Here is a 14,428-nt window from a genome sequence, read left to right as displayed (position 1 = left end):
ACTTACGTCTGCCGAGATGGCATTCCGTTGCCCGCTCGGCCGACGTAAGTGACGTCTCGGCCAGCGGGAGTGACGTCTCGACCTTGCTCTGTTCGAACAAATGTTCGATACTCATTGAGTGGGAGCGGTAGCGGGGATCGAACGACACCAGAAGCTGGCTCAGATCGAGCAGCTTCGGTCGAAGGTGCGACGGCTGGAGCAGAAGCCGGGCATCGGTGCGGAGCTGGCCACGCACGAGGCGCTCGGTGGGGTGGTGCAGCTTCGGGCCGGTGGGACGTACGCGGCCGACTCGCTCTCGCTGGCGATGCTGCTGCTGGCCGGGCCGTCAGGGGCGGGGGAGTGGACCGCCGTCGTCGGGGTGGAGGACTTCGGTGCCGAGGCGGCTGCCGAGGCCGGGGTCGACCTGGAGCGCACCATCCTGGTGCCGCGGCCCAAGGACTCCTGGCTGGAGGCGACCGCGGCGCTGATCGACGTGGTCACGCTGGTGCTGGTCCGGCCGACCGGCCGGGTGACGCCCACAGTCGCCGAGAAGATCGGCGCCAGGCTGCGCACCCGCGGCGCCGCGCTGGTCGCGCTGGGGGAGTGGCCGAGAGCAGACGTACGCCTCCGGGCGACCGAGCCGCGCTGGGTCGGGCTGGGCAACGGCGACGGCCATCTCCGGGCGAGAAGGATGGTGGTCGAGGCGGTGCGCGGGACGGCTCCGCCGCGGCGTACGGCGCTCTGGTTCCCGGCCGAGGACGGCGGCATGCGGCGGGTCCTCGAACCGGTCAAGGGCATTGCTGACCTGCGGAAACAGGAGTCGGCATGAGCGAGCGCCAGCGAGCGACCATAAGCCTCAGGCCGCCGCGTCCGTATTCTTGGCACTGCTCTACGGAGGCGGCGGCATGAGTCGGACGCTGGTGGTCTGGTGCGCCGACTGGCCGGTCGCCGCGGCGCTGAGCGAGCAGGGGCTGCCGCGGCATCTGCCGGCAGCGGTCTTCGCGCAGAACCGGGTCCAGGCCTGCAACCAGGCGGCGCGGGAGTTCGGGGTCAAGCGCGGGATGCGACGCCGGGACGCGCAGTCACGCTGCCCCGAGATGCAGGTGCTCGCCGCCGACGACGCCCGCGACGCGCGGGTGTTCGAGGAGGTGCTGGTGCGCCTGGAGGAGCTGCGACCCGGCGTCATGCCGTTGCGTCCCGGCCTGGTCGCGCTGCGCTCGCCGGCACGGTTCTACGGTGGCGATGCCGAGGCCGGCGCGGCGATCGCCGAGTGTGTGGTCGGGCTCGGGATCTGGGACGTACGGATCGGCATCGCCGACGAGCTCTTCACCGCCGAGCAGGCCGCGCGCAGCGCCGGGCTGCAGGAGACGTACGCCGTCCCGGCAGATGGTGGCTCCACCGATTTCCTGCGTGCGCTGCCGGTCCACGTCCTCGAGGACGCGGACGCGGTCAGCCTGCTGCAGCGACTCGGTCTGACCACGCTCGGCGGCCTCGCCGACCTGCCCGGCGCCGACGTCAAGGCGCGCTTCGGCGCGCAGGCGGCCTGGGTCCGTCGGGTGATCCACGGCGAGGGAGCGCGGCCGGTGACCGGGCGTACGCCACCGCCCGAGCTCACCACCGAGGTGGCCTTCGAGCCGCCGCTCGACTCCGCCGAGGCGGTCTGCTTCTCGGCCCGGCAGGCAGCGGAGGGTTTCGTGAAAGGTCTGGCGACGCGACAGGAGGTCTGCACCGAGGTGCGGATCGAGGTCGCGATGGAGGACGTCCCGGACTCCGTACGCACCTGGGCGCACCCGCGATGGTTCTCCTCGGTCGATCTCATCGACCGGTTGCACTGGCAGCTGGCCGGGGTCGCGCGCAGGGGCGGGGGAGCGGTGACCGAGGTCCGCTTCGTCCCCGAGGCCGCCGTCTCCGAGGCGGTCCACGCCGACGGCCTCTGGGGTGGCACGAACGAGCGCGTCGACCGTGGCATCGCCCGGGTGCAGGGGCTGCTCGGGCACGAGGCAGTCGTCGCTCCGGTGCTCCAGGGTGGCCGGAGCCCGAGCGACCGGCAGGCGTACGTCCCCTGGGGTGACCGCCCCACCACCCTCCGCGACCGTGGGCTGCCATGGCCGGGCTCGATCCCGCCGCCGGCCCCGGCTCGGGTCCTGGCCGATCCGTGGCCGGCGGAGGTCTGCGACCAGGCCGGGCGGCAGGTGCTGGTGCTCCCACGCGGCGGCGTCTCCGCCGACCCCGCCCGCTACCGGCCCGCAGCCGGCCAACCTTGGCAGCGGATCGCCTCCTGGGCTGGCCCGTGGCCGGTCACCGAGGCGTGGTGGGAGCCCGGCGGCGGGCGGCGGGTCGCCCGTTTCCAGCTCGTCGGGGTCGACGGCCGTGCCTGGCTGGCCACCTTCGACACCGACCACTGGCTCACTGAAGCCAGCTATGACTGACGGGGCTTCGACCGATGGGCTGGAACAACCCCGAGATCCCGTGGAAGGAGCTGGAGCGACGGCTCTCGGGCCGCCCGCCCGCCGATCCCTACGGGGACGCGCCGATCTCCCGGCGCAAGAAGCGGCTTCCTGAGGGGGAGGTGCGTGGGCCGGAGGGCCCGGTGGTGCCGTACGCCGAGCTCCATGCCCACTCCGACTTCTCCTTCCTCGACGGTGCGAGCTCTCCGTCGGCGCTGGTCGCCGAGGCGATCCGGCAGGGGCTCCACGGGATCGCGATCACCGACCACGACGGGTTCTACGGTGCGCCCGCTTTTGCTGAGGCGGCGCAGAAGCTTGCGCCCGTCGGTCGAGGGCCACTGCGTTCAGACCCTCGGGTGAGCGAGCGTGTCGAGACCAACACAGTCCCACCGATCGCGACAGAGGACTGTGTTGGTCTCGACACGCCTTCGCCTAGCGGCTCCGGCGGCTCGACCAGCGAGGGTCGGCGGTTGCTGACCGTCTACGGTGCCGAGCTGTCGCTGGGTCTGACCAAGCCGCAGAACGGTGTCGCCGATCCCGAGGGCAGCCACCTTCTGGTGCTGGCCAGGGGCGTGGACGGCTATCGGCAGCTGGCTGGCGCGATCACCGAGGCGCAGCTGCGCGGTGACGAGAAGGGGCGGCCGACCTACGACCTCGACGAGCTCGCCGACCGGGCTCGTTCCGGCAGCTGGCTGATCCTGACCGGCTGCCGCAAGGGCGAGGTCCGTCAGGCTCTCACCAGCACCGGCCCGATCGCCGCGGCCCGGGCGCTGCGGGGCCTCGTCGATCGCTTCGGGAAGGCGAACGTCGTCGTCGAGCTGACCGACCGCGGCCACCCGACCGACTCCTACGACAACGACATGCTCGCCGACATCGCCCGCGAGGCCGGTCTGCCCACGGTCGCCACCAACAACGTCCACTACGCCACGCCCGACCGGCACCGGGTGGCCGACGCGCTCGCGGCGGTCCGCGCGCGGCGCACCCTGAGCGACATCGCCGGCTGGCTCCCGGCGGGGCCTGCGGCGTACGTCAGATCGGGGGAGGAGATGCAACACCTCTTCCGGCGCTACCCGGGCGCGGTGGCACGCAGCGTCGAGATCGCCGAGGAGTGCGCCTTCGACCTGCGCAAGGCCACCCCCAAGCTGCCCAAGCGCGGGATCCCCGACGGCGAGACCGCGGCGAGCTGGTTGCGCCGCCTGACCGAGGAGGGTTTCGCGGAGCGCTATGCGGAGGCGTACGCCGCCGACCCGAAGTTCGTCGCGAAGGCCCGCAAGCGCGTGGAGCACGAGCTCGACGTGATCGAGCGCAAGGACTTCCCGGGCTATTTCGTGATCGTGCACGACATCGTGGCGTTTGCGCGGAAGGAGAAGATCCTCTGCCAGGGGCGAGGATCGGCGGCCGCGTCTGCGGTCTGCTACGCGCTCGGGATCACCGCGATCGACCCCGTCTTCTACCGGCTGCCGTTCGAGCGGTTCATCTCCGAGCATCGGGAGGAGGAGCCCGACATCGACGTCGACTTCGACTCCGACAAGCGGGAGAAGGTGATCCAGTGGGTCTACGACACCTACGGCCGACGCAACGCCGCGCAGGTCGCGAACATCGTCGGCTACCGGCCGAAGATGGCGGTCAGGGATGCGGCCAAGGCGCTCGGCCACAGCCCCGGTCAGCAGGACGCCTGGTCCAAGCACCTCGGCTACTCCCGCGTCGAGGCACCGGACGACGTCGGCATTCCGGTTCCGGTCCTGGCGCTGGCCGAGGAGATCCACGGAGCTCCGCGTCATCTCGGCATCCACTCCGGCGGAATGGTGCTGACCGAGGAGCCGATCGGCGAGGTGGTGCCCATCGAGCGCGCCCGCATGGAGAAGCGCACCGTGATCCAGTGGGACAAGGATGCCGCCGAGTACATGGGCCTGGTGAAGTTCGACCTGCTCGGGCTCGGGATGCTGGCGGCGCTCGATCACATGATGGGGTTGGCGGCCTCGCATCTGGGTGAGCAGTGGACCCTGGCGACCGTCCCGAAGGAGGAGTCGGCGGTCTACGACATGCTCTGCCGGGCCGACTCGATCGGGGTCTTCCAGGTCGAGTCGCGCGCGCAGATCGGCACCCTGCCACGGCTGCAGCCGCGGTGCTTCTACGACCTGGCCATCGAGATCGCCCTCATCCGGCCGGGGCCGGTGCAGGGTGGAGCGGTCCACCCCTACGTACGCCGGGCCACCGGACAGGAGGAGGCCAGCTATGCCCACGAGCTGCTGATCCCGGTGCTGGAGCGGACCCGCGGGGTGCCGCTGTTTCAGGAGCAGCTCATGGAGATGGGCCGGGTGCTCGGCGACTTCTCGCACGACGATGCCGACCTGCTGCGCCGGGCGATGGGCTCCAAGCGTGGCGTCGAGCGCATCGACTCGCTCAAGGAGAAGCTCTACCGCGGCATGCGCGCCAAGGGCATGACCGAGCAGACCGCCAAGGCGGTCTACACCCAGATCCTCTCCTTCGCGAACTTCGGCTTCGCCGAGTCCCATGCGCTGAGCTTCGCCAAGCTCGTCTACGCCTCGTCATGGTTCAAGCTCCACTACCCGGCCGCGTTCCTGGCCGGCCTGCTCCGGGCCCAGCCGATGGGCTTCTACTCACCGCAGTCGCTGACCCAGGACGCCCGCCGCCACGGAGTCGAGGTACGCCGCCCGGATCTGGTGCTGAGCCAAGCGGTGGCCGACCTGGAGCCTCTCGATCCGGAGACCGAGCCCGTCGAGGTCACCGGGCGGGCGGAGTGCCTGCTCGACGGGGCGCAGACCGAGTGGGTGCCCGGCACCCCCGACCCCACCCCGGAGCACCGGCGTGACGGCGGCTTCGCGGTACGGCTGGGGTTGGACTCCGTACGCGGCATCGGCAAGGCCGTCGCCGAGCGGATCGTGAAGGCCCGCGAGGAGGCGCCGTTCAAGGACTCCCTCGATCTCTCCCGTCGGGCCGGGCTGGAGCGGGCCCAACTCGAGGCGCTGGCGACCGCGGGATGTCTGGACGTGTTCACCGCGAGCCGTCGCCAGGCACTGTGGCAGGCGGGCTGGACCGAGTCCGAGGACCAGCTCGAGGGGGTTCGGTTCACCGCCGAGACGCCTGAGCTGCCCGGCCTCGACCCGGTCGAGGAGACCCTCGCCGACCTCTGGGCGACCGGGGTGACTCCCGGCAGCCACCCCTTCGCTCACCTCCGACCCGGCCTGACCGCGGCTGGGCTCCCGAAGATCAGCGATCTGCCCACCGCAGAGCCCGGCCGACGTATCACCGTCGCCGGCCTGGTCACCCACCGCCAGCGCCCCGGGACCGCGGGCGGAGTCACCTTCATCAACCTCGAGGACGAGACCGGGATGCTCAACGTCGTCTGCTCCGCCGGTCTGTGGAAGAAGCACCGCAAGATCGCGGTCTCCACCTCGGTGATGCTCATCCGCGGCATCCTCGAGCGCAACGACGGCGTCACCAACCTGGTCGCCGACCGCCTCGCCCCGCTCGAGGAGATCCACCCCGAGGCCGCCAAGGCCATCGCCTCCCGCCACCGCTCCCGCGACTTCCGCTGACCCCTGCCCCATCCCGCCGAGACGTCACTCCCGTCGGTCGAGACGTCAGTCGGTGACCTCTCGCACGACGTACGCGACGCCTCGGCCGACGCGGGTGACGCCTCGGCGCTAGCCGGCCGCCTGGAACATCTCGAAGGTCGTACGCCGGCGCTGCTCGAAGCCGAGACCGAGATAGACCGAGATGGCGCTGGTGTTGGTGACCGAGGCGTGCATCAACGCCCGACAGCCGCGGGCGTGGATGTCGGCGGTGACGGCGCTGACCAGACGGCGGGCGAGGCCGCGGCCGCGGGCCTCGGGAGCGGTGCAGACGGCGCTGATCTCGACCCACCCGTCCGGGTGCATCCGCTGGCCGGCCATCGCGACGAGTCGGCCCTCGTCGCGCAGTCCCAGATACGTACCCATCGTGTGGGTCGACTTCTCGAACGGTCCGGGCTCGGTGCGAGCGACGAGGTCGAGCATCTCGGGTACGTCGGTGGCCACGAGCACGACCGCCTCGGGATCAGGCGCTGCGGAGACCCGTGGCGTCTCGACGAGCTGGACCCCCTCGCCACCTCCGAGGATCGACCACCCGTCCCCGCAGACGCCCTCGGCGCCGGTGATCAGCGCCGTGCCGCCGGGGCCGACGGCCGCGGCCAGGTCACGCCACGCCTCCGGCGAGCTCGAGTCGGAGACCGCAGCGAAGGGCGAGACGTCGGGCCGATAGCGGCGAGCGAGGCCGGTCCCCTCCGCGAGCCAGGCATGTGCCCCGGTCAATGACGACCACACCGGGTTGTCGAGGATATCGTCGAGAAGAAGATCGGGCTGAGAGACGGGCACCCTGGGACTTTCCCATCACCGCACCAGGCACGGTTAACCCTTTTCGACAGGTGGCTCGATAATGGATGCGTGCCTTCCGCTCTGCCTCCCGGCGACCCCGCCCCCGCCGACGGGTCGCTGCCGGCCGACTCGCTGAGCACGCTGGGGGAGAAGGGGCTGGGCTTCTACGTCCACGTCCCGTTCTGCACCGTCCGGTGCGGCTACTGCGACTTCAACACCTACACCGCGACCGAGCTCGGCCCCGGCGTGAGCCGGCAGACGTACGCCGACCAGGCCATCGAAGAGGTCAGGCTGGCTCGCCGGGTGCTGGGTGGTCTCGACAAGCTCGGCCACCCGCCCACCGTGGACACCGTCTTCTTCGGCGGCGGCACCCCGACGCTGCTGCCGGCCGACGACCTGGTCGGCATGCTCCAGGCGATCAAGGACGAGTTCGGCCTCACCGACGACGTCGAGGTGACGACCGAGGCCAACCCCGACTCCGTCGACCTGGACTACCTGCGGACCCTGCGTGCGGGCGGCTTCACCCGGCTCAGCTTCGGCATGCAGTCGGCCATCCCCCACGTACTCGAGACCCTCGACCGCACCCACGACCCCGAGCGGGTCCCGCTGGTCGTGGAGTGGGCCCGTGAGGCCGGCTTCGAGCAGGTCTCCCTCGACCTCATCTACGGCACGCCCGGCGAGTCGGTCGCCGACTGGAGGACGAGCCTCGACTCCGCGCTGGCCAGCAACCCCGACCACATCTCGGCCTACTCCCTCATCGTCGAGGACGGCACCGCTCTGGCTCGCCAGGTGAGGCGGGGAGAGATCGAGATGCCCGACGAGGACGACCTCGCCGACAAGTACGAGCTGGCCGACGCCGCCCTCCGAGAGCACGGCCTGACCTGGTACGAGGTCTCCAACTGGGCCACCGACGAGACCCAGCGCTGCCGTCACAACATGCTCTACTGGCAGGGCGGCGACTGGTGGGGTGTCGGACCCGGGGCCCACAGCCACGTCGGCGGCACCAGATGGTGGAACGTCAAGCACCCCAAGGCGTACGCCGATCGCATCACCAGCGGGCAGAGCCCGGCCCACGCCCGCGAGATCCTGGCCGAGGAGGACCGGCGCGTCGAGCGCGTCCTCCTCGAGCTCCGCCTCGCCGACGGGCTGTCCGTTCACACCCTCGACGACGAGGGCCGTGCGGCCCTGCCAGATCAGGTACGCCGCGGCCTGGTCACCGTCTCCGACGACACGATCGTCCTCACCGAGACCGGCAGGCTCCTCGCCGACGCAGTGGTCCGGGATCTGCTCCCCTGAGGAGCCCCGAGACGCGGGACATTGGTCCTGACCAGAGGATCAGGGGAGATCCTGATTGGTAAACACCGCCGGACAGGGCATGGTGGAGCTATGGCAACCACAACTCTCTCCCGACCCAGCAACGACAAATGGATCGCCGGCGTCTGCGGCGGTCTCGGCGAGCGCTTCGGCATCAACGCCAACCTGATCCGGCTGGCCTTCGTCGTCTCCTGCCTGCTGCCCGGACCGCAGTTCATCGTCTACATCGTGCTGTGGATCATCATGCCGAAGAAGTCGGCCTACTGATCGTTCCCCGCATCACTGCTCGGCCGTCACGAAGTCGATCAGCTCCTCGACCCGGCCGAGCAGGTCGGGCTCGAGGTCGCCGAAGGTGTTCACCCGCCCCAGGATGTGCTTCCAGGCGCGCGCGATGTCGGCCTGGTCGCGGTGTGGCCAGCCCAGGTGCTGGCAGATGCCCTTCTTCCACTCGATCGAGCGCGGCACGTTCGGCCAGGCCTCCAGCCCGACCCGATCCGGCTTGACCGCCTGCCACACGTCGATGAACGGGTGACCGACGATCAGCACGTGCTGGCCGACCGCGGAGCGCCGGATCGACTCCGCGATCCGGGCCTCCTTCGAGCCCTTGACCAGGTGGTCCACCAGGACCCCCACCCGACGCGACGGCCCGGGACGGAAGTCGACCAGGTGGTCGGCGAGGTCGTCGACGCCGCCGAGAAATTCCACGACGACGCCCTCGATCCGCAGGTCGTCTCCCCAGATCTTCTCGACCAGCTCGGCGTCGTGACGCCCTTCGACGAAGATCCGTGACTCGCGCGCGACCCGAGCCTTGACGTCGGAGACGGCCACCGAACCCGATGCGGTCCGGGTCGGCTTCGCCGGCGCCGCCCGTGTCACCGGAGGAGTGAGGATGACTGGTTTGCCCTCGAGCCAGAAGCCTGGACCGAGGGGAAATGTACGCTGCTTGCCGCGTCGATCCTCAAGCGTCAGCGTGTGCAGGTCGCGGTCGATCCGCACGATCTCGCCGACGAAGTCGGTCTCGACCTCCTCCACGACCGCGCCCAGCTCCGCGGGGGTCTCGACGGCACGCCCGTGCTTGGGCTTGCGCCAGTCACCGGACAGGACGTCGGAGCCGTAGCGATCGCTCATCCGGGCGAGGTTAGTGACCTATGCCCGCAGGGGCACGCAGCCACGCCGAGCGGTCAGCAGCGCGACCCTGCCAGCACTCGCCCGAGCTGCTCGAGAACGTCGTCGGCCGTGGTCGCGGCCCCCGGGAACCGGAACGTCGCGTGGTGGCCGCCGTCGAGGGTGATCCAGGAGACCTCGACGCTCTCGGCGGTGAGGTGAGAGAGGCGTACGCCCACGATGTGGCGAGGCCGCAGCCCGAGTCGCGCCGCGAGCGTGTGGCACAGGTCGGCCTGGTGCTCGTCGTTGGCGTGGGCCGCGATGCGGGCCAGTACATCGTTGGCGATCATGGACCCTCCAGTGGGGGGAAGCGATGAAGCAGGATCTCTAAGGTCAGCCTAACCTAAGGCTGTCTCGATGGCGAGAGACGTGTCTCGTTCCACAGAGTGGGCGACCACCGCGAACTGGTTCCCTGCCGATGAACCGGTAGGATTGGCACTCGCACGGAATGAGTGCCAGGCAGCCAGGGCGAGAGGAGCGCAGATGCAGAACGAACGCAGGCTCTCCGTCCTCCGAGCGATCGTCGAGGACTACGTGAAGACCGAGGAGCCGGTCGGCTCCAAGGCGCTCGTGGAGCGTCACGGCCTGGGCGTCTCGCCGGCAACCGTGCGCAACGACATGGCCGCGCTGGAGGAGGAGGGCTACATCACCGCCCCCCACACCAGCGCCGGCCGGGTGCCCACCGACAAGGGCTACCGGCTCTTCGTCGACCGGCTGACCACGGTCAAGCCGATGACGGCGGCCGAGAAGCGGGCGATCGCCGGCTTCCTCGAAGGCGCGGTCGACCTCGACGACGTCGTGAGCCGCTCGACCCGGCTGCTCTCCCAGCTGACCCGCCAGGTCGCGGTGGTGCAGTACCCGACCCTGAGCCGCTCGACCGTACGCCACGTCGAGCTGGTCGCGCTGGCTCCGACCCGCCTCCTCCTCGTGCTCATCCTCAGCACCGGTCGCGTCGAGCAGCGCCTGCTCGAGGTGACCGAGGAGGTCTCCGAGGAGACCCTGGCGAGCCTGCGTACGCAGATCAACACCGCGGTCGACGGCGTCGTGATCGCCGAGGCGGGTGAGGCGCTGCGCAGCATCGCCCGCCCTGCAGACCAGCCCGCCGCCGCCCCGTACGACACGCTCGCCGCCGCGGTGGCGGAGGCGCTGATCGAGGCGATGAACGACCACCGCTCCGACGAGCGGATCTCCATCGGCGGCACCAGCAACCTGGCCCGCTTCGGCGACAGCTTCGACACCGCGGTGCGCCCGCTCCTGGAGGCCCTCGAGGAGCACGTCGTGCTGCTCAAGCTGATGGGCGAGGCGACCGCGGGCGGACTGGTCACGGTGCGGATCGGCGCCGAGGGCCCCTATCAGGAGCTGGCGCAGACCAGCGTGGTCGCGACCGGCTACGGACCGGGCGACGAGGCGCTGGCCACGCTCGGCGTGGTCGGCCCGACCCGGATGGACTACCCCGGATCCATGGCTGCGGTGCGCGCGGTGGCGCGCTACCTCTCCCGGATCCTCGACGAGGCTTGAGCAGCAGACTCGATACAAGGAAGATCAGCGAACTTCGATGGCAGGAAGACCGACGTTGGACCCCTATGAGCTCCTCGGTGTCGACAAGGACGCCGACGACGCAACGATCAAGAAGGCGTACCGGAAGCTGGCGCGCCAGTACCACCCGGACGTCAACCCCGACGCCGAGTCGCAGGAGAGGTTCAAGGAGATCTCCCACGCCTACGAGGTCCTGAGCGACCCGCAGAAGCGGGCTGCGTTCGACCGGGGCGGCGACCCGTTCGCGGGCGGCTTCGGCGCGCAGGGCGCGGGCTTCTCGTTCACCGACATCATGGACGCGTTCTTCGGCGGCGCCGGAGCCGGTGGTGCGGGTGCCGGGCGCGGCCCCCGTCCGCGGGTACGCCGCGGCCAGGACGCTCTCATCCGCCTCGACATCGACCTGGCCGAGGCGGCGTTCGGCGTCACCCGCGACCTCAAGGTCGACACCGCGGTCGTCTGTGACGCCTGTGGTGGCGAGGGGGCCGCGGAAGGCTCCCACCCGGTCCCGTGCGAGACCTGTCACGGCCAGGGCGAGGTCGCGGTCGTGCAGCGCTCCTTCCTGGGCGAGATCCGTACGCTCCGCCCGTGCTCGGCCTGCAACGGCTTCGGCACCGTCATCCCCGACCCGTGCCGCGACTGCAGCGGCGAGGGCCGGGTCCGCTCCCACCGCACCCTGACGGTCAAGATCCCGCCGGGCGTCGATGACGGCACCCGGGTCCAGCTCGCCGAGCAGGGCGAGGTCGGCCCCGGCGGTGGCCCCGCCGGCGACCTCTACGTCGAGATCCACGTCGCCAAGCACGCCACCTTCACCCGGCGAGGCAACGACCTGCACTGCACCGCGAAGGTCCCGATGACCGCTGCCGCGCTCGGCACCACGCTCAACCTGCCGACGCTGGAGGCCGACCTCGTCGGCGAGGTCGCCGACCAGATGGACCCCGACGACGTCTCGATCCAGATCGACCTCAAGCCCGGCACCCAGTCCGGCACCGACCACGTCCTGCGTGGCCGCGGTGTCCCCGGCCTGCGCGGCGGTCGCGGCGACCTGATCGTGACCGTCAACGTGGAGACCCCCACCAAGCTCGACCTCGAGCAGGAGGCGCTGCTGCGCCAGCTCGCCGAGATGCGCGGTGAGGAGTCCGTCCAGGGCCAGCTCAAGGCGTCCCACAAGGGCGGCGTCTTCTCCTGGTTCAAGGACACCCTCAACGGGCACTGAGACGACATGACGCTTCCGGTTCACCTCGTCGAGTCGCTCGCCGGCACCCGTGTCGGCGACGCCGTCGAGGTGGGCGGCGACGAGGGACATCACGCCGTCGTCGTACGCCGTCTCCGGGTCGGTGAGGAGGTCGTGCTCACCGATGGCGCCGGCGAGGGCGTCACGGGCACGATCACGGCGACCACCAAGAAGTCGATGACCGTACGCGTCGACGAGATCGTCCTCGGCGACGTCCCGCCCGAGCCTGCGCTGACGGTGGTCCAGGCGCTGCCCAAGGGCGATCGCGGCGAGCTCGCCGTCGAGATGCTCACCGAGATCGGCGCGGCCCGCATCGTCCCGTGGGCGGCGACCCGCTCGGTCGCGGTCTGGAAGGGCGAGCGCGCGGTCAAGTCGCTGGCCCGCTGGCGCGCCACCGCTCGCGAGGCGGCCAAGCAGTCGCGCCGCCTGTGGCATCCCGAGGTCGAGCAGATGGCCAGCACCGACGCCGTCGTGACCATGATCGAGGCGGCCGACGTCGCCGTCGTGCTCCACGAGGAGGGCACCCTCCCGATCGGCGCCGTGCCCATCGTCGATGAGGGCAGCATCCTCGTCGTGGTTGGACCCGAGGGTGGCCTGACGGAGGAGGAGATCGCCCTCTTCGAGAAGGCCGGCGCCACCACGATCCGTCTCGGCGACGAGGTCCTGCGCACCTCAACGGCCGGCGTCGCCGCCTCGGCCGCTCTGCTCGCCCGCACCCGTCGCTGGGCCTGACCTCCGACTGCACGGCGTGGTGGGTTCCTCCTTCGGAGGTCGCGGGCGAGTATGGAGACATGAGGAGCACACGTACGCGTCCGGCTGGTTGCATCATCGCTCTTGCCCTCTGCGGCGTACTCGCCAGCGGTTGCGGGAACGGGGACGGGGACGCCGTCGCCGAGGACCCGGAGGTCTCGGCCGAGCCGTCGGAGAAGCCGTCGGCGCTGCCGCGTACCTCCGCGCTGATCACGCTGTCGGCTCCGGCCGAGGGCGCGACGGTCTCGGAGAGCTTCCAGGCCTCCGGCAAGGCCAACTCTCCTGAGGCGAACGTGCCGTGGGAGGTTCGGGACGGCTCCGGGGAGACGGTCCTCGAGGGATTCGTGACCGCCGAGGGCTGGATGGACAAGCTCTATCCGTGGAAGACGACGGTCGACGTCTCCGAGCTCGAGCCCGGGACGTACGTCTTCATCGCCCGCACCGACGACACCTCCGACGGCGAGGGGAAGCCTGCGGAGGAGGTCGGCGCGAGGATCACCGTCGAGTAGGACATCATCGCTACCGTGATCCTCACCGAACGGCAGCTCAACCGGACTCTCCTGCTGCGTCAGCACCTGCTGTCGCGGGCCTCGATCACCCCGGCCGAGATGATCGAGCACGTGGTCGGCCTGCAGGCGCAGGAGTCGCTGCCGCCGTTCCTCGCGCTGGCCGCGCGGCTGGAGTCGTTCGACCCCTACGCGCTCAGCGCACAGCTCGAGTCGAGCGCGCTGGTCCGGCTCTCCTCGCTGCGCTCGACGATCCACATGCACACCGCCGCCGATGCGGCGCTGATCAGGGCCTGGACCCAGCCGGTCCACGACTTCTACACCCAGCGGGTCGAGATCGTCCGCCCCGCTGCGCAGCTCGAGGGATTCGTGGAGGCGGTCGAGGACGTACTCGCTCTCGGCGCACTGCCCAACGCGGCCCTCGAAGCCGGTCTGGTCGAGCACTTCCCCGACATCCCGGCCAAGGCGCTGGGCCTGCGCGCGCGCAACGAGCTGCCACTGGTCCAGCTGCCGCCGCGAGGCCTCTGGAAGGGGTCGGGCGGGCTCGTCTACGACCTGCTGCCGCGCTGGACGGGGGTGCCGCCGGTCGTCGCCGACGACGCCGTCCCGGACCTGGCGCCGCAGATCGTACGCCGCTACCTGCTCGCCTACGGGCCGGCGAGCGCCGCCGACATCACCACCTGGTCGTCTTTGACGCGGCTCGGCCCGGTGATCAAGCGGATCGACGGGCTGGTGACCTACCGCGACGAGGCCGGCAAGACCCTCTACGACGTCCCGGACGCGCCGCTCGCCACCGGCGACGAGCATGCTCCGGTGCGGCTGCTGGGGAGGTTCGACAACCTCTGGCTCTCCCACGCCGACCGGGAGCGGATCACGGCCAAGGGATCCCGCAAGGAGTGGGGTATCGGAGGCGGTGGCGCGGTCATGATCGCGGGTGGTCATCTCGTCGGTCTCTGGAGGCCGGTCGACGGCAAGGTCGAGGTCGTCAAGCTGCTCCGCGACCTCACGCCCGACGAGCGAGACGAGCTCGCCGAGGAGACCGTACGCGTCGAGTCGCTGCTCGCGAGCTGACGCAGGAACTATCCAGTAGGAGTCGGGCGGAGTGCCCGCGTAGCATGGAGGCAT

At 70.7% G+C, this 14,428-nt stretch carries 13 protein-coding genes; 10 read left to right on the top strand and 3 right to left on the bottom strand.

Annotated features, from left to right (window positions below; all coding sequences use genetic code 11):
• Positions 1–118 precede the first annotated feature (118 nt).
• From H5T77_RS17185 to H5T77_RS17175, 3 genes are all read left to right on the top strand, one after another.
• Complete coding sequence (locus tag H5T77_RS17185; RefSeq protein ID WP_292651249.1) at positions 119–808, top strand: hypothetical protein; 690 nt, start codon at positions 119–121, stop codon at positions 806–808.
• Positions 809–884: 76 nt separating this feature from the next.
• Complete coding sequence (locus tag H5T77_RS17180) at positions 885–2,408, top strand: DNA polymerase Y family protein (RefSeq protein WP_292651248.1); 1,524 nt, start codon at positions 885–887, stop codon at positions 2,406–2,408.
• Positions 2,409–2,422: 14 nt separating this feature from the next.
• Positions 2,423–5,986 carry an error-prone DNA polymerase gene (locus tag H5T77_RS17175; protein WP_292651247.1) on the top strand — a complete coding sequence of 1,188 codons (3,564 nt, stop codon included), beginning with the start codon at positions 2,423–2,425 and terminating at the stop codon, positions 5,984–5,986.
• A gap of 108 nt (positions 5,987–6,094) precedes the next feature.
• On the opposite strand, the gene H5T77_RS17170 is transcribed toward H5T77_RS17175, so the two are convergent.
• The gene (locus tag H5T77_RS17170) at positions 6,095–6,802 is read right to left on the bottom strand and encodes a GNAT family N-acetyltransferase (protein WP_292651245.1); all 708 of its coding nucleotides are present in this window, start codon (positions 6,800–6,802) and stop codon (positions 6,095–6,097) included.
• 69 nt (positions 6,803–6,871) lie between these two features.
• Here H5T77_RS17170 and hemW point away from each other — a divergent pair, with 69 nt between their 5' ends.
• Together hemW and H5T77_RS17160 are read left to right on the top strand one after the other, a co-directional pair.
• A complete protein-coding gene (gene hemW, locus H5T77_RS17165) occupies positions 6,872–8,098 on the top strand; it encodes a radical SAM family heme chaperone HemW (RefSeq protein WP_292651243.1) in 1,227 nt (408 codons plus the stop codon).
• A 90-nt stretch (positions 8,099–8,188) separates the two neighbouring features.
• Positions 8,189–8,383: a PspC domain-containing protein gene (locus H5T77_RS17160; protein WP_292651241.1), complete on the top strand. Its 195-nt coding sequence runs from the start codon at positions 8,189–8,191 to the stop codon at positions 8,381–8,383.
• Positions 8,384–8,395: 12 nt separating this feature from the next.
• Here H5T77_RS17160 and H5T77_RS17155 read toward each other — a convergent pair whose 3' ends face one another.
• Both H5T77_RS17155 and H5T77_RS17150 read right to left on the bottom strand, forming a co-directional pair.
• A complete protein-coding gene (locus H5T77_RS17155) occupies positions 8,396–9,244 on the bottom strand; it encodes a DUF3097 domain-containing protein (RefSeq protein ID WP_292651239.1) in 849 nt (282 codons plus the stop codon).
• 53 nt (positions 9,245–9,297) lie between these two features.
• Positions 9,298–9,570: a hypothetical protein gene (locus tag H5T77_RS17150; protein WP_292651237.1), complete on the bottom strand. Its 273-nt coding sequence runs from the start codon at positions 9,568–9,570 to the stop codon at positions 9,298–9,300.
• A 193-nt stretch (positions 9,571–9,763) separates the two neighbouring features.
• On the opposite strand from H5T77_RS17150, the gene hrcA reads away from it, so the two are divergent.
• The 5 genes from hrcA to H5T77_RS17125 are packed head-to-tail and all read left to right on the top strand — an operon-like array spanning position 9,764 to position 14,374.
• The gene (gene hrcA / locus H5T77_RS17145) at positions 9,764–10,798 is read left to right on the top strand and encodes a heat-inducible transcriptional repressor HrcA (protein ID WP_292651235.1); all 1,035 of its coding nucleotides are present in this window, start codon (positions 9,764–9,766) and stop codon (positions 10,796–10,798) included.
• A gap of 37 nt (positions 10,799–10,835) precedes the next feature.
• Positions 10,836–12,029, top strand: a complete 1,194-nt coding sequence (gene dnaJ, locus H5T77_RS17140) for a molecular chaperone DnaJ (RefSeq protein ID WP_292651233.1) — start codon at positions 10,836–10,838, stop codon at positions 12,027–12,029.
• 6 nt (positions 12,030–12,035) lie between these two features.
• A complete protein-coding gene (locus H5T77_RS17135; protein ID WP_292651231.1) occupies positions 12,036–12,779 on the top strand; it encodes a 16S rRNA (uracil(1498)-N(3))-methyltransferase in 744 nt (247 codons plus the stop codon).
• A 59-nt stretch (positions 12,780–12,838) separates the two neighbouring features.
• Entirely contained in the window at positions 12,839–13,306 is a 468-nt protein-coding gene (locus H5T77_RS17130; RefSeq protein ID WP_292651230.1) for a Gmad2 immunoglobulin-like domain-containing protein, read from the top strand.
• A gap of 15 nt (positions 13,307–13,321) precedes the next feature.
• Complete coding sequence (locus tag H5T77_RS17125) at positions 13,322–14,374, top strand: winged helix DNA-binding domain-containing protein (RefSeq protein WP_292651227.1); 1,053 nt, start codon at positions 13,322–13,324, stop codon at positions 14,372–14,374.
• The last annotated feature ends 54 nt before the right edge of the window (positions 14,375–14,428 follow it).

The sequence above is a fragment of the Nocardioides sp. genome (assembly GCF_014360585.1).
Lineage (GTDB): Bacteria > Actinomycetota > Actinomycetes > Propionibacteriales > Nocardioidaceae > Nocardioides.
Note: the sequence above shows the minus strand (reverse complement) of the source record. Positions and strands in the feature narration are given on the sequence as shown.

Bases quoted from the DNA above. Each gene is read 5' to 3' on its own strand.
- H5T77_RS17180 (WP_292651248.1), top strand. From the start codon at position 885: ATGAGTCGGACGCTGGTGGTCTGGTGCGCCGACTGGCCGGTCGCCGCG.
- H5T77_RS17175 (WP_292651247.1), top strand. From the start codon at position 2,423: ATGGGCTGGAACAACCCCGAGATCCCGTGGAAGGAGCTGGAGCGACGG.
- H5T77_RS17160 (WP_292651241.1), top strand. From the start codon at position 8,189: ATGGCAACCACAACTCTCTCCCGACCCAGCAACGACAAATGGATCGCC.
- H5T77_RS17155 (WP_292651239.1), bottom strand. From the start codon at position 9,244: ATGAGCGATCGCTACGGCTCCGACGTCCTGTCCGGTGACTGGCGCAAG.
- H5T77_RS17150 (WP_292651237.1), bottom strand. From the start codon at position 9,570: ATGATCGCCAACGATGTACTGGCCCGCATCGCGGCCCACGCCAACGAC.
- hrcA (WP_292651235.1), top strand. From the start codon at position 9,764: ATGCAGAACGAACGCAGGCTCTCCGTCCTCCGAGCGATCGTCGAGGAC.
- dnaJ (WP_292651233.1), top strand. From the start codon at position 10,836: ATGGCAGGAAGACCGACGTTGGACCCCTATGAGCTCCTCGGTGTCGAC.
- H5T77_RS17135 (WP_292651231.1), top strand. From the start codon at position 12,036: ATGACGCTTCCGGTTCACCTCGTCGAGTCGCTCGCCGGCACCCGTGTC.
- H5T77_RS17130 (WP_292651230.1), top strand. From the start codon at position 12,839: ATGAGGAGCACACGTACGCGTCCGGCTGGTTGCATCATCGCTCTTGCC.